The organism is Enterococcus sp. UD-01, assembly GCF_044909655.1.
Lineage (GTDB): Bacteria > Bacillota > Bacilli > Lactobacillales > Enterococcaceae > Enterococcus_L.
In genome coordinates this window covers 25077-42809 of the sequence record NZ_JBIYEU010000002.1, presented here as the reverse complement: position 1 = coordinate 42809, position 17733 = coordinate 25077, and the positions used below count along the sequence as shown (strand labels likewise).

19 protein-coding genes and 1 other annotated feature are annotated in these 17733 nt (G+C 38.1%); all 19 genes read right to left on the bottom strand.

Translation table 11 applies throughout. The features are described 5' to 3' along the window. Positions 1-3: 3 nt before the first annotated feature. Complete coding sequence (locus ABH902_RS02605) at positions 4-774, bottom strand: SDR family oxidoreductase (protein WP_404588982.1); 771 nt, start codon at positions 772-774, stop codon at positions 4-6. 11 nt (positions 775-785) lie between these two features. Then, on the bottom strand, positions 786-1259 hold the full coding sequence (locus ABH902_RS02600) for an S-ribosylhomocysteine lyase (protein WP_404588981.1): 474 nt from the start codon (positions 1257-1259) through the stop codon (positions 786-788). Between the two features lie 38 nt (positions 1260-1297). Then, complete coding sequence (locus tag ABH902_RS02595; protein ID WP_404588979.1) at positions 1298-2413, bottom strand: 5-methyltetrahydropteroyltriglutamate--homocysteine S-methyltransferase; 1116 nt, start codon at positions 2411-2413, stop codon at positions 1298-1300. A gap of 60 nt (positions 2414-2473) precedes the next feature. Next, positions 2474-2728, bottom strand: a binding site (T-box leader). A gap of 151 nt (positions 2729-2879) precedes the next feature. Beyond that, positions 2880-3419, bottom strand: a complete 540-nt coding sequence (locus ABH902_RS02590) for a DUF4854 domain-containing protein (protein ID WP_404588978.1) — start codon at positions 3417-3419, stop codon at positions 2880-2882. A 169-nt stretch (positions 3420-3588) separates the two neighbouring features. Next, positions 3589-3909, bottom strand: a complete 321-nt coding sequence (locus tag ABH902_RS02585) for a nucleotide pyrophosphohydrolase (protein ID WP_404588976.1) — start codon at positions 3907-3909, stop codon at positions 3589-3591. Further along, entirely contained in the window at positions 3902-5620 is a 1719-nt protein-coding gene (locus ABH902_RS02580) for a DNA/RNA helicase domain-containing protein (RefSeq protein ID WP_404588975.1), read from the bottom strand. The genes ABH902_RS02585 and ABH902_RS02580 overlap by 8 nt, the downstream gene beginning before the upstream one ends. 213 nt (positions 5621-5833) lie before the next feature. Next, positions 5834-6355 carry a D-lyxose/D-mannose family sugar isomerase gene (locus ABH902_RS02575; protein ID WP_404588974.1) on the bottom strand — a complete coding sequence of 174 codons (522 nt, stop codon included), beginning with the start codon at positions 6353-6355 and terminating at the stop codon, positions 5834-5836. A gap of 17 nt (positions 6356-6372) precedes the next feature. Continuing rightward, positions 6373-7467, bottom strand: a complete 1095-nt coding sequence (locus ABH902_RS02570; protein ID WP_404588973.1) for a PTS fructose transporter subunit IIC — start codon at positions 7465-7467, stop codon at positions 6373-6375. A gap of 16 nt (positions 7468-7483) precedes the next feature. After that, on the bottom strand, positions 7484-7792 hold the full coding sequence (locus ABH902_RS02565; protein WP_404588972.1) for a PTS fructose transporter subunit IIB: 309 nt from the start codon (positions 7790-7792) through the stop codon (positions 7484-7486). A 22-nt stretch (positions 7793-7814) separates the two neighbouring features. Further along, the gene (locus tag ABH902_RS02560; RefSeq protein ID WP_404588970.1) at positions 7815-8681 is read right to left on the bottom strand and encodes a ketose-bisphosphate aldolase; all 867 of its coding nucleotides are present in this window, start codon (positions 8679-8681) and stop codon (positions 7815-7817) included. Between the two features lie 25 nt (positions 8682-8706). Continuing rightward, positions 8707-9168 carry a PTS sugar transporter subunit IIA gene (locus ABH902_RS02555; protein WP_404588969.1) on the bottom strand — a complete coding sequence of 154 codons (462 nt, stop codon included), beginning with the start codon at positions 9166-9168 and terminating at the stop codon, positions 8707-8709. After that, positions 9155-10642 carry a BglG family transcription antiterminator gene (locus ABH902_RS02550; RefSeq protein ID WP_404588968.1) on the bottom strand — a complete coding sequence of 496 codons (1488 nt, stop codon included), beginning with the start codon at positions 10640-10642 and terminating at the stop codon, positions 9155-9157. The genes ABH902_RS02555 and ABH902_RS02550 overlap by 14 nt, the downstream gene beginning before the upstream one ends. Before the next feature lie 277 nt (positions 10643-10919). Then, entirely contained in the window at positions 10920-11873 is a 954-nt protein-coding gene (locus tag ABH902_RS02545) for a DUF1002 domain-containing protein (protein ID WP_404588967.1), read from the bottom strand. A gap of 109 nt (positions 11874-11982) precedes the next feature. Beyond that, positions 11983-13293 carry an MATE family efflux transporter gene (locus ABH902_RS02540; RefSeq protein WP_404588965.1) on the bottom strand — a complete coding sequence of 437 codons (1311 nt, stop codon included), beginning with the start codon at positions 13291-13293 and terminating at the stop codon, positions 11983-11985. Positions 13294-13452: 159 nt separating this feature from the next. Beyond that, entirely contained in the window at positions 13453-14433 is a 981-nt protein-coding gene (locus tag ABH902_RS02535) for a lipoate--protein ligase (protein WP_404588964.1), read from the bottom strand. Next, the gene (gene lipA, locus ABH902_RS02530) at positions 14430-15284 is read right to left on the bottom strand and encodes a lipoyl synthase (protein WP_404588962.1); all 855 of its coding nucleotides are present in this window, start codon (positions 15282-15284) and stop codon (positions 14430-14432) included. Before lipA ends, ABH902_RS02535 begins: the two co-directional genes overlap by 4 nt. Continuing rightward, positions 15284-15532 (bottom strand): biotin/lipoyl-containing protein, encoded by a 249-nt coding sequence (locus ABH902_RS02525; RefSeq protein WP_404588960.1) that lies wholly within the window; start codon positions 15530-15532, stop codon positions 15284-15286. Before ABH902_RS02525 ends, lipA begins: the two co-directional genes overlap by 1 nt. Positions 15533-15730: 198 nt before the next feature. Then, the gene (gene ptsP, locus ABH902_RS02520; protein WP_404588959.1) at positions 15731-17458 is read right to left on the bottom strand and encodes a phosphoenolpyruvate--protein phosphotransferase; all 1728 of its coding nucleotides are present in this window, start codon (positions 17456-17458) and stop codon (positions 15731-15733) included. Then, complete coding sequence (locus tag ABH902_RS02515) at positions 17458-17724, bottom strand: phosphocarrier protein HPr (RefSeq protein WP_154778085.1); 267 nt, start codon at positions 17722-17724, stop codon at positions 17458-17460. The genes ptsP and ABH902_RS02515 overlap by 1 nt, the downstream gene beginning before the upstream one ends. Between the last annotated feature and the right edge of the window lie 9 nt (positions 17725-17733).

Genomic DNA, 17733 nt, shown 5'->3' with positions numbered 1-17733 from the left:
TACCTAATGCATCGTCATCCCACCGGTTACATTAATCGCCTGTCCTGTCATATAGGCTGCTAAATTACTTGCCAAAAACAAGACCACATTTGCTACATCCTGAGGTGTACCTGTTCTTCCCAACGGAACCTGCGACGCATCCTCTGCTGCAATTTCCGCTGCGGTCAGACCACGCAGTTGACCGCCTTCGATGCGTTCCCGCCACTTCATTTCTGTTTCAATAATGCCTGGACAAACGGCGTTTCCCAAAATTTGATCGGGTGCGACCTCCAAAGCCAAATTTTTCGTTAATCCCAGCACCGCATGCTTGGAGGCAACATAAGCGGACATACCCCGATAAGCATTTTTGCCCGCTTGAGAAGCAATAATAATCACACGTCCGCTTTTCCCCGCTCTTTTCATTGCCGCCACACTATGCTTACAGGTAAGATAAACGCCTCTGGTATTCACCGCAAATACTTGATCATAATCCACAGTCTGACTTTCCAGAAAATAATCCATCGTAGAAATCCCAGCGACATGAACTAAAATCTCTGGAATGAGTGATTCCTGCTCCAGCAAAGAAATCAGCTGAATCAGCTCCGCTTCATTTCTTAAATCAAGTGCTGCCTGATAATACCGTTCTGCAATTTTTGTGAATCTTTGTGTATATTTTACATCTGCATCAATGACAATGGCTTCTTCCTTGATAAAGGTCTGACAGACCTCTTTGCCGATTCCTTGTGCACCGCCAATCACTAACACGACCTGACTTTTTAATTCCGCAAAGGTCATCGATTAACCTCCTATACAGGCTGGCGTTCAAAAGCAGACACACTAATCCCTTGTTCCAGCACTAATTTTGCCCATTCTTTGGCAGAAAAAAGTGAGTGATCCTTATAATTTCCACAGCTTTTCGCATCCGTTCCCTGAACATCTGACCATTGGATCTCCTCAACAATTTTCGTCAAGGTTTCCTTCAAGGCTATAGCCACCTGCTCCGCTGAATAATTGCCCCAGACAATCAAGTGAAAACCCGTCCGACAGCCAAAAGGCGAAACATCAATAATACCGTCTAAACGATCACGTAGCAAAGCAGCTAATAAATGTTCCAGTGTATGAATCGCGGCAGTTGGAATTTCTGCTTGATTCGGCTGCGCAAAACGCAAATCGTAATTGGTAATTTCATCCCCTTTCGCCCCAGTTTCGGTAGTGATTACACGAACGTAAGGTGCAATCACTTGATTATGATCTAAGGTAAAACTTTCTACTTCTGCCATATTAATCCATCCCTTCATTTTTTAGTATAAACCGTCACTTATTTCGCCCAGACTTCGTCAGCTACATCAATAATTAATTTTAATTTGGCCCATTGTTCTTCTTCGGTTAAAATATTTCCTTCTTCTGTCGAAGCAAAACCACATTGTGGGCTTAAGCTTAAACGCTCCAGCGGCACATATTGACTTGCTTCTTTAATCCGTGCAATCAATGACTCTCTGTCCTCAAGCTTGCCGTCTTTACTAGTAACCAAACCTAAAACAACCTGCTTTTCTTCTGGAACATAGCGCAAAGGTTCAAAATCACCAGATCGATCATCATCAAATTCCAAGAAGAAAGCTGCTACTGCTTCATTACCTAATAAGGTGTCTGCAACGGGTTCATAACCGCCGGAAGTGGCCCAAGTGGAATGATAATTTCCCCGACAAACATGCGTCGTCACATGTAGATCCTCCGGTAAATCAGTAATCGCAGCATTATTTAAACGCAAATATAAGTCCTGCAGCTGCTGCGTATCATAATCACCATTGGTCATCGTTTGCCAAAAACTTTTGTCCACAAGCATGCCCCACGTACAATCATCCAGCTTCACATCCCGACAACCTAAATCGTAAAGCGCTAAAATGGTTTCCCGGTATGCCTTAGCAATATCCTGATACAATACTTCCCGATCCGTATAAAATTCATTTAGCTTTTCTTCATTTGAGCCTCGAACTAATTCGGCAACTAGCTGAGCTGGTGCCGGGATACTTTGGCGAATCGGTGTTCCATCAGCAATCGTTGTTAAAAATTGATACTCTTCAAACACAGGATGCTCCGGATTAAATTGAATTTTGCCATTTACGCGAGCAGAATCGGCCCGGGTTTCTTCCCCGTGAAACAGATAGCCTTGATCCATCACATTATGCTCAATCCCTTTAAAGCCCCAGAAAAAGTCCAAATGCCAATAACTGCGACGAAATTCTCCATCGCTGATCGTTTTTAACCCAATTTCCTTTTGCTTCGCCACTAAGTCACGAATCGCCTGATCTTCTACCGTTTTTAATTCTGCCGCAGTAATCGTCCCTGCTTCAAACTTTTCACGCGCCTGCTTCAAAGCTTCTGGCCGTAAAAAACTACCTACAATTTCATAATGATGCGCTGCTGATTGACACATAATCGTTTCCCTCCATTTTCAAAAAAATAAAAAAAAATCCTTAAAAGAGTCCTAGACTCTTTTAAGGATGTAATAACATACATGGTACCACCTTAATTTGTGCAAACCTTACGATTCCCACCTCTACTCCGATACGCTGCCTTGGCTTGATATCGAGGTTCATGTTAACGGGAACAGCCGTGTATCTCTAGAAAAATTCTCGAAATACCCACTCAAAAGCCATTTTCAAATTCGTTTTCTTCCGCCTCTTTTCAGCTACCAAGGCTCTCTGTTAGAAATTCCACAGAATTTTACTTTCTTTATCTTCGTGTTTGTTTATTAATTTTTAATTATAGTAACAAATGCATGAAGGCTTGTCAAATGGAAAAATAAATTTTTTTAGTTTCTACTCAAATAACAAAACAAAAACCACCAAAAGTCAGCTTATTCTCTAACTTTCGGTGGTTGTCTCTATTCATTTATACTTTTACTCAGCCGTGTCAGCCTGAACTTGATCCGTATCAGCCTGTGTAATTACGAAGTTCATGATTTCTGATCCATCCGGATTTAAGTAAATAACTTGAAATTTTATATCTGGAATCATTACTTTTGCCGCATCCATCGTTGATTTTAAGCCTTTAACCAGCGTTGGTTTAAGAGCTTCAGCATCAACTTCTCCCACCGGAGCCTCACTGAAGGTATATGTGTAAACGACGGTATTGTTTTCACCTTCTGTGATAGAAATATCCGAATACATGCCTTCATACTGCTCTTTCAGCTTTGGTACTTGTGATTGAGCGCCTTCAATCATTAATTTAAATGCGCTTGATTCAGAAACTTTTGCTTCTTTTGTACTTTCACTTGTGGAAGATTCTGAGCTTTCTTTTTTACTTTCACTTGATTTTTTAGCTGACTGTTGTGTACTAGCTTCACTTTTTACAGTAGCCTTATTATTAGGCTTACTGCATCCGCTAAGTAGCAAAGCGCCCATTGCAAAACAGATAATCCCCATTGTTACCTTTTTCATTTTCATTCTCCTTAATTAATTATTTATGCTTACAATAATTAATTTTATCATAATGTGAAGAGAGTGAAAGCTTTTTTCCTAATTAATATACTTATTTTTCTTCTTAAGAATAAAAAACGGTAAATATAATGAAAATTAAATGTTGCGATCTTTCCTAATTACAAGCTATTTATAATTCTGTATACTTCTCTTTATTTCCTTTACTTTTCTCAATAGGATATTTCTGACCATTCAGTTTTAATTTATTTTCAATAATCTGCTTGACGTCTAAATCCAAATCAGAGGCTAGCATTAAACTATAAATTAGTACATCAGCCAACTCTTGCTCAACATTTTCCCTTTTCGCCTCCTCACTGGTTTTCCATTGAAAATTCTCAAGTAATTCAGAGGCTTCCAAAGAAATTGAAATAGCTAAATCCTTTGCGTTATGAAATTGGCGCCAGTCTCGATCCTCTCTAAACTGATTAATTTGCTCGATTAATTCATTCATTGTTATTCTCCTTTTGAATCGTCATTAATTTCTCTCTAAGCTTATCATTACTTGCATAAATATATAAACCATTGATTCCTCGTTTTAATAAAACATTGATTGAATTCATAATAATTTGTTCCTTTGCTTTTTCAATATTATCAATGCCTTCACGATTCTTAAATGCTTCTGAATCTTTATATTTATCAATATCTATTGTTACTTCATCTTTTTCAGGATCATAACCAATCGAAGGTCCCAAGATCACACCAACATAATTTAAATCAAAACCTTGTACCGTGTATATTGAACCTACTTCATTAATTGTTGCTTCTTCTTCTGCCCAACTTTTCTTATAATCCGTACGATTCCAAGGTGCAGAAAAGGTACCCTCTTCTACTAAATAATCTTCCCCATCTTTTTTATGTGTATAATCAAACGTTGAGACGATTCTACTTAATCCATACTTTTGATTTTTAGCGGCAATTTCCAACCGCATGTCTTCTGCACTAGAAAAGAAACGAAAATCAAAATCTTCATCACCAAATCTTTTCTCTGTTTGAAGCTTCTCCCTTTTCTTTATTCTGGGGAAAGATAAAATTTTTCTATTTACAAAAGAATCAACCCAATGAACAATTTCTGGAGCAGCTTTCATCCTAAATTGTGTAGTTAGATGATACTCTTCATAAATTGGAAACTTATTTTTTATTTCCATAAGCTTGTCAACATCCCAATGACTTTTGAGCTTTAAAACCTGTTTCTCATCAAATACAACAATTGTTACTTTACTCCTTTTAATAATCTCTTCTAATTGATTTTCAAATTCAAAGTTGTTGTATTTATCCTTAGTAGATAATAATAAATGTGATTCATCAACTAAAACAATATCAGCCTGTTCTATTTTCCCCTTATCAACGTCATTGATGAAACTAGTCGGCTTCATGAAATCCTTTTTCCTTAAATTAGGTAAACTTTCTGCTATTTTTTTGTAGGTTTTTAGCATTTCATTATGGTTTACTAGAAGGTAATTATTATTCATATTAAAATTTGTTGATGCTTTGTTTTCGGCTAAATCCTGAATTGTTTTAAATATTGAACTTAAAACAACACTTTTGCCAGTTCCAGCTTCCCCCGCAATAAAAAACACATGAGAGTTGTTGTCTGCATCAGTTACGCCACGCTTACAAAAATCAATTACCTTTTCTTTTAGATCTTGCTGTTCGGGAGATAATCCCCGAAAAGGCGATAATTTAAATGTATCTTTATTTCTCAAAAACTCTACACTATGGGTCACAATTTTTTCATCTTTTAAGCGATTCCATATTTTGGGAAATAGACATTCATCATAATATTTTTTCTCATAATAATTATGCGATTCACTTCCTTTTATCTGACTACGATTTTCAACTGTATATTTTTCATCAGCAATAAAGCAACTGATAAGATTTGTCTCTATGTTTAATGCAGCTGAGACATTCAATGTTTCATGGCCAAGCATAATCACTTTTTTCATTTTCGATTTTTTATTACTTTTAAGATGCTCCTCCATTCGTTTATTAAAGCGGCGACTCTGTCCAATATACGCTTCCGGCATCTTTTTTTTATCAGTATTGTAAAGAATATACAAAATGGGATAATTTGTTTCAAATGGATCTTTCAATTTATCAATTGTTTCTTCTGAAAATTCATATTCTTTCAATTGAACTTGGATACTGTCATCTTCATACCTCACTACAATCTTCCCCACCTTAAAAACTTTATGTATGATATAAATATAGCATATATTGAATAAACTTACAGATTAATTTCAGTAATAATGTTTTATTTCTAAGTACAACTGCTGTTTGTTTAATATCCTAATAGATTCCTACTTGACTTTCTTAATTACCCTACAAGCAAAAATAAGCTCAGAATTATTCTGAGCTCAAAATCTTTCCTTTTCTCTTCACTTATCCACAGCTACTCTCCGCACCAGCGGATCGGTAAATACATCACTCGCATCATCACTTGGCGAGGAAAATTCGGAAATAATAGCTCCTTCCTCTCCTGCTTGAAACCAGTGTCGAATATTCGGGTCAATCGTATATTGCTCACCGGGCTGTAAAATAATTTCTTTTCTTACTTGATAAACCGCTTCTTTCACTTTAGGAATACTGCAGTGAATCGGTTTTGTTGCCGGTCCTTCTACGTAAAGATAGACTTTTCCCTTGCGGCAGCGGAAGGTTTCTTGTTTGCCTGGTTCGTTGCCGCGCTTAGGATGGCGATGCTCCGGACAAGTTTGTCCCGGCAAGAGAACCATTTCTTTTGCGCAGTAGCGTTCATTATTTACATAAATAATCAGATTTAGGCCTTCTACTTCTTGATTATTTAAGCCAAAATCGGCATAATCGATTTGTGCTAATTCAGCTTCTGTAAAGGCAATGCCGGAAGCTAAAAACAGCTGTTGCACTCTTTCTTGATAGGTCATTTATTTTTCCTCCAACGTTAATTAAGCTTTAGCTCATCCCAAGAGATGTCTTCCTCTTCTTCCTCAACGATCACTGCTTCGTCTGGATCAACTTGCTTTTTCAAAACTAAAATAGCTACCGCCTGTGCTAATGAGCCGATCAGCAAAGCGGCAATGAAAGCCCAAGGACGTGTCATTGTAGCCACAGCAAACATACCAGAAGCAGGAATATGGCTGTCCGCTCCCCACAGCATACTTAGACCGCCGCCAATAGCTCCGCCGATTCCTGTCGCAATTACATTGCGGGCTAAATCATTTAACACGATCGGAAAGCAGCCTTCTGTAATTTGACAAATGCCCATCGGAAAAGCCGTTTTCAGGGTTTCAATTTCCTGTCGATTGAAAATATTTTTCTTCACTACTTTGCCGATAAAATAAGCCATTGTTAAACCAAAAGGAGTGACCATTGAAGCCAAAATTAAAACTGTAATCGGTTCATAAATTCCTTCAGAAAATAAAGCAAACACGAAAGCAAAGACAACCTTATTAATCGCACCACCATAATCAATCGATGCCAGCACACCAATAATAGCACCATAGATAAATAATGAAGAGGTATTCAGATTACTCAAATAAGCCGTGATTAAGCCGGTAAACCAGTTAATTGGCGTGCCGACGACATAATACATAATCAGTCCGGCAATAAACGCGCTGATAAAAGGAATCACTAATGTCGGCATCAGCCCTTGCATCCACGCCGGTACTTTAATGAACAAAGTCAACAGCACTACGACATAGCCTGAAATATACCCCGCTACAATCCCCCCAAGAAAGCCTGTACCAATACCGTGTGCCACAATGCCAACTATTAAACCTGGAGCAATGCCCGGCTTATCTGCAATTGAATAGGCAATCGCCGTTGAAACAATCATCGGTAAAAAGCCCAAACCATAGCCCCCCATCGTTGTCATTGTATCCGCAAAGCTAAAGCCGTCCGCGAAGCTTTCAATCGAAGCGCCGCCTGTCATGTTTCCAATCGCCAACAAAAAACCTGAGGCACAGACAACTGGTAAAAAAAATGAAATTGCGGTCATCAAATGCTTTTTAAACCCAATTTGCTTGATCATTTCCATAACATCTTCCTCCTTTTTAACGCTTCACTTCCTCTAATTTTTCCACCAACTTGTTCGGAGATTTCACCACTAAGCCTGTCGGTACTTCTACAATTTTCTTTCCGTCAAAACGATCGCGTCCGCTGATTTTAATATCAGCGGCAATAATCACAATATCTGCCGCCGCAATGTCTGTCGCTTGCAACGCATCCTGCGTTCCTGCTAATCCCTGCGTTTCTATATGAATCGTATGCCCTTTTGCTTGGGCCGCCTGCATTAGCTTTTCCTTGGCAATGTACGTATGAGCAATTCCGGCCGTACAAGCGGCGATTCCTACGATATTCATTCGTTATCCTCCATTCTCTTTTTTAATAATATTGCGCTTTATCTTTTGATTGAAATAGGCTAATTTTGTCTAAAGCGACTTTTTTGGTTGCTTCCATACAAGTTGGGAAAAGAACATTCGGCTCACGAATTTCCTGATTGCCTGCATTTAAAACTTCCCGTAGCTGATTGGCAAAGACAATTTTTATATCACTTGAAATATTAATTTTATTAATGCCCAATTTGACAGCCTTACTGATCTCTTCATCCGGATTGCTTGAGCCGCCATGCAAAACGAGCGGTAAATCGGTTAAGGTCGCGATTTCCTCTAAAATATCTAAACGCAGCTTTGGATCAACATCCTTAGGATAAATGCCGTGAGCTGTGCCAATCGCAACGGCTAAGCTGTCTACTTTCGTTTTGGCAATAAAATCCTGTGCCACCTTAGGATCCGTATAGATAATTTCACTCACACCGCCTTCAACCGTATTGCCAGTATCGCCAATCGTGCCCAGTTCTGCTTCAACCGACACGCCGACTGCATGCGCTGCCGCTACCACCTTTTGGGTAAGAGCAACATTCTCTTCATACGGCAAATGTGAACCGTCAATCATTACCGAGGTAAAGCCTAATTGGATGGCGTGAAGCACTTGCTCATAGCTAGCACCATGATCTAAATGAATACAAACCGGTAGCTTCGTATGACTAGCCAAGTCCTTCACCTGTGCTACAAAACTATCAGTGAGAAAGCTTAATTCATCCGGATGAATGGCAATCATAACGGGTGACTGTGCTTCGATACATGCCTCCATGACCGCATTTAACAGCTGACCGGAGCCGGCATTAAACGCCGGAACGGCAAAACCTTGTTCTTTCGCTACTTGTAAAATTTCTTTTCCTGTTACTAACATTTACTTCTTGCCCCTTTCTTATTCATTAAGCCTCCGTAATTAGCTGGTATAACTCAGCTACAGACTTAACCTTGCGCAACTTTTCAATAAAGTGCTGATTTGCCAGTAAAATTGCAATCTTTTGTAAAAGCAAAATATGGGTTGTATTCGTATCTGAATCTTTGACTGCAAATAAAATGACAACCTCCACCTCCTTTTCATCCAATGTTTCCCATTCAATGCTATGCTTTAACGTTGCAATTGCTACTGTTGTTTCCTGAACTGCCTTTGATTTTCCATGAGGAATCGCGATACCTTCGCCAATACCCGTTTCACCTTCCGCTTCTCGCAGATAAACGTCCGCTAAAAAGCTTTCAGTATCGTTAATATACTGCTGCTCTGCCAACAAGGCTCCCAGCTCAGTCAGAACTTCCGTCTTATTTCGCGCAGTCGAATTCACAATCATTAGTTCTTTATGAATAATTTCTTTTAGTTCAATGGTTTCCATTGGCTTCAAGCTCCTTCAATATATAATTGATATTTTTGATATCATTTTCAGTTAACAATGGACTGATATTTAAAACTGGAATCGCTTCTGCTTCAAAGGGAAAACGAATGGTTGAGAAAATTAAATCAATATTTTTTGTAATAAATGTACGATTCTTTTTGGCTTGCCGTTGACTCATCGTAGCTACCACCGTCAAATTAGGAAAGCTGTTTTGCACTCTAATTTTTAATAATTCCGACGTGCCGATTCCTGTTGAGCAAACTAGCAGTAAATTCTTTTTCTCCGTGCGGTCAATCTTGTATTTTTCAAAGTATAACGTCAGATAACCGATTTCAGCCTCGTTTACTTTCGTTTCAAACATCAGCTCATTATTAATGGCGTGGGTAATTTTTTTGACTTTTAAATAAGTCGTTTTATATTCCAGCTTCACTTCCGCCAACAGATTATTTTCAATTTTGATTCCTAAACGCAAACGGCTAAGCATCGGCAAAACATGCTGATACAAGTCTTCATATAACGAACGGCTAGCCGGCAAAAGTGATACATCCGTAATGTTAAAAAAATCAACAATATATTTTTTAGTTATTTCTTCGGCCAGCTTTTTATCCACATTGCTGCTTTCTCTTTTTTGAATATTCAATGAATAAATATTTTGAAACAGAAAATAAATCTCCAGCGGATGCATCGTAAGATTAAGATATCCTTCAAGATTATGAACCAGCTTTTCTGCCAGCGCTTTCATTTTCACGTTCGTTTCCATTAGACAGCGCTCGTCCTTTTCCAACGGCTCCTGACTGTCCAAATATTGCACCTCGCCTTCCCGATAACGCTTCAGCAACATATAAATATGCGTGTAAATCGTGATATCATAGGGATAATTAATGTATTCCTGAAAGGTTTCCTCAATTAACGTGATTTGCTGATCGATAAAAAACTGATCGAGCGCATTAATTTTGATACCGATTTCATTTAAGCTGTTGATTTTATTTATTTCGAGAAATAACGCATTGATGGCTTTGCGAATGGTTCGTTCTTCTCCTTCCAGCCAAATGTATTCTTTATCAGCGCGTAATTTTATCGTGTATTTATTAAACAGCTCCTGCAAGGTGTTCAACCGCCGTTCTTTAGAGCTTTCACTTAAAAATTCTTTATCGAGAATCGTTCGTTTGACTCTTTTTGGGTATTTAAATAACAGCGTTAATCCTAAATCGTGCAAACTATTTTCTTCACTACTATCAATCATGGAATAGATATTCATTTTTCTAAAAAAGGGCGTTAACTTAAATCCTTTCCCCGGTTCCGCCATAATCAAAACTTGATCATATTCCTCATAGGAAAGCTCATTGATTCTTTTAATCATTCGATAAACCGTTTTAGTCGAGACGAAGAGCTTTTCAGCTAAATAGTTACTAGAAACAAAACTTTCATAATTCAATAAATTAATAACTAGATGTTCATTTGAACTAAAAATCATTCTGCTCACCTCTTGCTTATAGTGTATTAGAATTTTTACCAGCTGCACGTCAAGTTATGTCCGCAACCTACGGACAATTTATTTGAAACAAAGGCAGAAGAAAAACATTCACTTTTCTCCGAATTTAATTACTGCTAATTCACGTTAAGACACCTCCTTTCTTTCCTTTCACTATAGCATGTTCAAATATACAAAATGCATTGCAAAAAAAGAGACTATATCAAAACATTTCGTTTGTTTTGACTAGTCTCTATTCTTACTATCTTTTGTCTCTTGGTTATTTCCCTGTCACTGAATCCCATAAACCGCTGAAGAAACTTTTGATGTTTTCCCAAAGTCCTTTGGATTTTTCTTCAATTTGTTTTTTGGTTTCTGATAAATCTAATTGACCAACAAAGTCTTCAAAAATATTTTTATCCTTCATATCACTCATTAAAGACGTCAGCTCTTTTACTTGATCAGAGGTCATAATGTCATCAATTCCTTGACTTTTCAGGGCTTTTTGTACGGTTTGCTGAATGTCGCTTTGGCTTAATTTCTCGCCAGCTGCCGTTTTTTCCGCCAATTCTGTTTTGGCTTGCTCTTGAGCAGCGTTCAAGGCTTCATCCGAATAACCTTCTTTATCTTTGTTTTCCTCAGTAATCTTGGATAAAACATCCATTTCATTCTGCGCTACTTCTACTCGATCACGCTTAATAATGCCGCCGGATTCTTCGACAATTTTATAAACGCCTGCTAAAGCGCCTGAACCATCAATGGGCACAGCCGAAGCAACGGTTAATTTAGCATCAGAAATACCGGCTGTCAAAGCAGCATTTTGATATTGTGCCGCTGTAATTTTCGTAATTTTATCCGGTGTGGCAATGTCGACTGAAATTCCGCTTCCCTTTTTCTGTGTCTGCATGCGCACTGAACTGTACACCGCCCAATCCTTTGTAAAGCCGCCATCCGGGATAAAGCTCATTAGATCCTCACCGTTCGTAGTGTAAATAGGCGTTTCCCCTTTAATTCCTAAAGCATTCAACGTGTAGTCCTTTTGATCGCTAGTTAAGGCATTTCCTAAAGCCACCGCATTAATTTGGAGCGCCTGCTCGGAGCTCGACGTCGTAGCTGTTTCACTGGTTTGTACCGTCGAGCTGTCCGATTCAGCAAAAACTGCTGTACCGCTGTAAATACTTGTTGAAAATAAAATTAGAGCTAAAGCTAAGGTACTTTTTTTCTTAAACTTCATGTAAAAACCTCCTCAAAGATTTACTGCTGACTATACACGAATTATTTTAGGTATTGGTTAAATTATACCCGTTTTAAGAAATTTTTATAAACTAATCAGCTTTTAAAGCTCAATCCTTCCATTGCCTAAGACTACTTCGATAAAAAATAAACACAAAAATAACACCCAAAATAAAATAATTCATCCCATAAATAGATAAGAGAATGGTAAAATTTAAACACTTCAGCTTGAATAAGAGCACCATTAAACCAATAGCAATCACATTAACACTGCCGGTAAGCCCCAGCACAAGCCTTTCCTTCTCAAGTGACTGTAAAGCATATTTAAAATTCTCATAGATAACTGTCGGAAAAATCATCATTATAGCCAAAACAACGTATTTTTTCACATTTTCAGCTACAAGTTCATCCTCAGTTAAAAAATAAGTATAGGATTGATTAAAGAAATAAAATAGACTGGCACAGACTATGTATAAAATAGCAATAATCACAGAAGACCAAACTGTATATTGTCTAACTTTTTTTAAGTTCCGTTCTCCGTAGGCTTCGCTTGCATAGACGGTCACTGCGTTACTATAAACGGCAATCGGCATCTTAGCGTAGCTTAATCCCTGCATTAAAATAGAATAGCTGGCTAAGATCAGCACACCAATTCTGGATATAAAGGCTTCAAAAATAACAATAAATAAAATACCTTCAAGTATTTCCTGAAAAAACAATGGAATACTTTTCTTTAAAATATTCTGAATCTCATTCGGCGCTTGTTTTAAACTTTTCAAGAGCAAATCCCTTGATAAATAACAATAAAAGCATACGGTAAACAGCAAGGAGAGTATCGTAGCTAACGCCGCTCCAAAGATACCGAGCTTCGGAATACCAAACAGACCATTGATAAACAGATAAGAAAGAAAAACCTGTAGAAACGCTGCTGCGAAAGAGACATATAAAATATAATTCGTTTTTTTCTCTACTTTAATTAAATTCGTTAACGTAAAACTTATCAGCATCAGCAATACATAAGGCGACATCGTGTTTAAATAGACCCTTGCAGTTTCAAGAATTTTCCCTTCAAAATGATAAATAGAATGAAGAAAAAAATTTGCTCCAATGAGTGTAACGGCCATAAAAATAACCCCAACAAAAACACTGACAAGCAAAGCTGATGCAATTAGGTGCTCAAAGCTTTCCCGATTTTTTTCGCCAAGTGCTTTAGAACTTAGCATATTAAATGCCAATGAAAAAACGCCTAGAATACCAACAATCGAATATAACAACCCTTCAATTGTATTAATTACGGGAACGTTTTCAACAGCAAGCCTTCCTACCAAAGAAAGAGCCAACTGACCGATTAATAACTGCAGCAAATTAGCTGACAGTAACGGCAAGGCAAATTTATTTAGATTAGAAATGATTTTTTTCATGGTAGCTCCTTATAAACTTGTTATCTGCTTGATATTTCCGTGCGCTCGTTAGAACTTTTTAGTATCTTAATTCTACAGACTATACCGTCTGCCTCGCAGAGCTTTTTAATAGCACTATCTATTCATAACTTGTTATTTATCTTTTGCCTAAATAAATACTTACTCAAACAAACAAGCCAACAGCTCTTCCGCCGATACTTGATAAATAATTTTCTCGATTTCAATCTCTAACAATCGTTCTTTAATTCGGGCACGCTCAAATCGTTCACCCACAAGTACATCTTCTAACTTCTTCACTCCGTTAGAAGCAAAAAAATCGCCATTCATTTGACAAGCCGTGATTCGGCCTTCTTCAATCACTAACGAAATCTCAATATGTCCGCCAACACATTGCTTTTCCTTTTCTAAAGTAAACTTAGGGTTTTTGCCAAAGGTCCACTCCCAAGAACGAAATTTTGCTTGTGCCAGCTGCTCAATCGCTTGATGGTCTTTAGTACTCAAAGTATAAGTAGCTGCTCCTTGTTTTAAAATAGACTGGATCAAGCGCTGCTTAAATTCTTCGGCAGTCCACGCCTCTGGTAAATGTTCAGAAATATTCGTGGTTCGCTCCCTAACAGATTTGATGCCTTTTGCCTTAATTTTATAGGCTGGCGGCTTTAAGTATTCACCCATTTTAGAAAAGTCAGTTGCATAAAGCAGTGAACCATGATGCAAGGTATATGCTCCTTTTGTACATTGAGCATTGCCGGAGATTTTTTTCCCGTCGATCGCTAAGTCATTTCGGCTGTTGTATTCAGCCGCAATACCTAGTTCAGCCAAAGCTGCAATAATCGGATCCATGTATTGCCCGAAATCAATCATCTCAGTGACACCCTTCATGATAAAGCTAAACTGAAAACCGCCCAAATCCGTATAAATCGTTCCGCCACCAGTATTGCGGCGAACGACGTGAACCTGATCTCGTTTAATCGCCTGTAAATTTAATTCTTTATAACTATTTTGAAAGTTGCCTAACATTACAGTCGGCTGCGTTTGCCATAATAAAAATACAGTATCCTCCTGTCCGTTTTGGGTACAAAAATATTCTTCTAAAGCAAAATTATAGCAAGGATCGGTGGATTGAGTATCAATATAGATCATTTTTTCGTCACCCCTGCCTGTAATGCTTCATGTGCTTTATATGAGCTGCGTACTTGTGGAGAGCTGGCCACAAATTTGAACCCTTTTTTCATCCCCATCTGACGATATAGACCAAATTGTTTCATTGAAATATACTCTTCTAGCTTGATATGTCGCTTTGACGGTTGTAAATATTGACCGATCGTTAGAAAATCAACCTGCGCGTTTAAACAATCATCCATTGCTTCAGATACTTCCGCTTCTTTTTCTCCTAAGCCCAGCATCAAGCCACTTTTAGTAAAAATATTGGGTGCTTGCTGTTTAATATAGGCTAAAATCTCTAAAGACCGCTGATAAGTTGCACGGTGTCTAATTTTTGGCGATAATCTTGCAACCGTCTCAATATTATGATTGATGATTTCTGGCTTTGCCGCAATAACCAAATCTAAACTTTTCTTATCCCCTTGAAAATCCGGAATTAATACCTCTACAGTGGTTTCCGGGCTCAATTTTCTGACAGCAGCGATTGTCTTAGCAAATTGTTCTGCGCCACCATCAGGTAAATCATCTCGAGCCACGCTAGTGATGACCACATGTTTTAACCCCATCTTTTGTACCGCTTCAGCTAAGTTTTCAGGTTCTGCAGGATCAACCGCTTCCATATTCCCAAACGTCACATCACAAAAACGGCAATTCCTTGAACAATGACTCCCTAAAATCATAAAGGTTGCTGTGCCACTATCAAAACATTCTCCTAAATTAGGACAAGTAGCTTCAGCACAAACAGTATGCAGTTTTAAATCCTTCATTAAATGATTAACTTTAGCAACCGACTGATGATTAAAACGGACTCGAGGTTTGTTTTGCTTCATTATTTCACCTCATTTTCGTCTATTTCTGCCAAAACATCATCGACTGCCACCTCATCACCAACAGTTACCAGTATTTGTGATACAACACCTGTGATAGGACTTTCTACTTCGTGAACAGCCTTTTCAGTTTCAACTTCATATAAAAGTTCCCCTGCTTTTACCTGTGCTCCCACTTCACGATGCCATGCTGTTATTATTCCTTTATCTGTTTTTGTACTGATTTTTGGAAAAATAATTTCTCTTACCATCTAAATCTCTCCATTTCTTTATATTAAATATAATAAATCGAAAAAAATTTGAAAAAAGCTCTTAATAACAAGACCTAAAGTTCCCTAGCTAAACTTGGTCTGTTTTAAAAAATTTCCATTATATCTTTTATACATTACTTATTTTAAAATAAAAAACCACTACTATTCAAGTAACTTTTGAATAGTAGTGGTATAAATTTATTTTGTATATTCTTCAACCAATTCAACGACTTCTTCCATTGTATCGCACTCTGTAACTGCACGATTGGCAAGTTCAGCCATTTTCTTAGTATCTAAACGTTTCATTAAACTACGAGTTTTAAGAATAGATGTTGCGCTCATTGAGAACTCATCTAAGCCTAGACCCATTAGTAACGGAACAGCTGTTTGATCGCCGGCCATTTCGCCACACATACCAGCCCATTTGCCTTCAGCGTGTGCTGAGTCAATTACGTTTTTAATTAAACGTAAAATAGATGGGTTATAAGGTTGGTATAGGTAAGAAACGCGTTCGTTCATACGGTCTGCTGCCATTGTGTATTGAATCAAGTCGTTTGTTCCAATACTGAAGAAGTCAACTTCTTTAGCGAAGCGATCAGCAAGAACTGCTGCTGCAGGAATTTCGATCATGATACCAACTTGAATCGTATCAGAAACTTTAGTTCCTTCTGCCACTAATTTTGCTTTTTCTTCTTCGAATAATTTTTTCGCTGCTCTGAATTCTTTCAAAGTAGCAACCATTGGGAACATGATACGTAAGTTACCGTGAACAGAGGCACGCAACAATGCACGTAATTGAGTACGGAACATGTCGTCGCCTAATTCAGATAAGCTAATACGTAACGCACGGTAGCCCAAGAATGGGTTCATTTCGTGTGGTAGTTGTAGATATGGCAACTCTTTGTCGCCACCGATATCCATTGTACGAACCACAACAGGTTTACCGTCCATGCCTTCAAGAACTGCTTTGTATGCTTGATATTGATCTTCTTCAGTTGGGAAATCAGAAGAATCCATGTATAAGAATTCTGTACGATATAAACCAACTGCTTCAGCGCCATTGTTGTGAACACCTTCAAGATCTTTTGGTGTACCAATGTTTGCGCCTAGTTCAATATGCTTGCCGTCTGCAGTGACTGTTTCAGCATTTTTAAGCTTGTCCCATTCAGCTTTAAGGTCAGCATAAGCTTTGCCTTTTGCTTCAAAGTCAGCTTTTTCAGCGTCAGTGGGGTGAAGAATCACATCTCCATCAATTCCGTTAACCGCTAAAATATCGCCTTCTTTGACTTTAGACGTGATTTCTTTCGTTCCTACGATTGCAGGAATTTCAAGAGAACGAGCCATAATCGCTGAATGTGAGGTACGTCCGCCAATGTCCGTTACAAAGGCTTTAACATACGTACGATCTAATTGCGCTGTATCACTTGGTGTTAAGTCATGGGCAACCACGACAACTTCTTCGTTAATCATTGAAGGATTTGGAAGATTTACACCTAATAGATGCGCTAAAATACGTTTGGCAACGTCACGAATATCTGCTGCACGCTCTTGCATGTAAGCATTATCATCCATTGCTTCAAACATACCAATATACATATCTGTTACTTCTTTTAACGCTGCTTCTGCGTTAACTTTATTATCTTGAATATTTTGTTTAATTTGACCGATCATTTCAGGGTCAGCTAAAACCATCAAATGCGCATCAAATACTTGCGCTTCTTCTTCGCCAAGACTTTGCGCTGCTTTTTCTCTGATTGCTTGTAATTCAGTCGTTGATTTTGCTAAAGCATCATCTAAACGGCTTTCTTCTGCAGAAGTATCTTCAACAGATTTTTTATCAAAAGACAAATCAGGTTGAACTAACAGGTAAGCTTTAGCGATAGCAACACCATCACTTGCGGCAATTCCTTTTAGCATTTCAGACATTATTCAGACAATCCTTCTTTTTTCATTGTGTCAACGATTGCTGCTAAAGCATCAGCTTCGTCTGCGCCATCAACTGAAATAGTAACGTCTGAACCTTGGCCAACACCTAGAGACATAACGCCCATGATTGATTTAAGGTTAACAGATTTACCTTTGTATTCTAAGTTGATATCTGAGTTAAATTTGCTTGCAGTTTGTACCAATAACGTAGCTGGACGAGCGTGAATCCCTGTTTCTGCTACAATGTGAAAATCTTTCTTTTCCATATAAATCGG

Coding starts and splice junctions, on each gene's coding strand:
- ABH902_RS02605 (WP_404588982.1), bottom strand. CDS start 774: ATGACCTTTGCGGAATTAAAAAGTCAGGTCGTGTTAGTGATTGGCGGT.
- ABH902_RS02600 (WP_404588981.1), bottom strand. CDS start 1,259: ATGGCAGAAGTAGAAAGTTTTACCTTAGATCATAATCAAGTGATTGCA.
- ABH902_RS02595 (WP_404588979.1), bottom strand. CDS start 2,413: ATGTGTCAATCAGCAGCGCATCATTATGAAATTGTAGGTAGTTTTTTA.
- ABH902_RS02590 (WP_404588978.1), bottom strand. CDS start 3,419: ATGAAAAAGGTAACAATGGGGATTATCTGTTTTGCAATGGGCGCTTTG.
- ABH902_RS02585 (WP_404588976.1), bottom strand. CDS start 3,909: ATGAATGAATTAATCGAGCAAATTAATCAGTTTAGAGAGGATCGAGAC.
- ABH902_RS02575 (WP_404588974.1), bottom strand. CDS start 6,355: ATGACCTATCAAGAAAGAGTGCAACAGCTGTTTTTAGCTTCCGGCATT.
- ABH902_RS02570 (WP_404588973.1), bottom strand. CDS start 7,467: ATGGAAATGATCAAGCAAATTGGGTTTAAAAAGCATTTGATGACCGCA.
- ABH902_RS02565 (WP_404588972.1), bottom strand. CDS start 7,792: ATGAATATCGTAGGAATCGCCGCTTGTACGGCCGGAATTGCTCATACG.
- ABH902_RS02560 (WP_404588970.1), bottom strand. CDS start 8,681: ATGTTAGTAACAGGAAAAGAAATTTTACAAGTAGCGAAAGAACAAGGT.
- ABH902_RS02555 (WP_404588969.1), bottom strand. CDS start 9,168: ATGGAAACCATTGAACTAAAAGAAATTATTCATAAAGAACTAATGATT.
- ABH902_RS02550 (WP_404588968.1), bottom strand. CDS start 10,642: ATGATTTTTAGTTCAAATGAACATCTAGTTATTAATTTATTGAATTAT.
- ABH902_RS02545 (WP_404588967.1), bottom strand. CDS start 11,873: ATGAAGTTTAAGAAAAAAAGTACCTTAGCTTTAGCTCTAATTTTATTT.
- ABH902_RS02540 (WP_404588965.1), bottom strand. CDS start 13,293: ATGAAAAAAATCATTTCTAATCTAAATAAATTTGCCTTGCCGTTACTG.
- ABH902_RS02535 (WP_404588964.1), bottom strand. CDS start 14,433: ATGATCTATATTGATACTCAATCCACCGATCCTTGCTATAATTTTGCT.
- lipA (WP_404588962.1), bottom strand. CDS start 15,284: ATGAAGCAAAACAAACCTCGAGTCCGTTTTAATCATCAGTCGGTTGCT.
- ABH902_RS02525 (WP_404588960.1), bottom strand. CDS start 15,532: ATGGTAAGAGAAATTATTTTTCCAAAAATCAGTACAAAAACAGATAAA.
- ptsP (WP_404588959.1), bottom strand. CDS start 17,458: ATGTCTGAAATGCTAAAAGGAATTGCCGCAAGTGATGGTGTTGCTATC.
- ABH902_RS02515 (WP_154778085.1), bottom strand. CDS start 17,724: ATGGAAAAGAAAGATTTTCACATTGTAGCAGAAACAGGGATTCACGCT.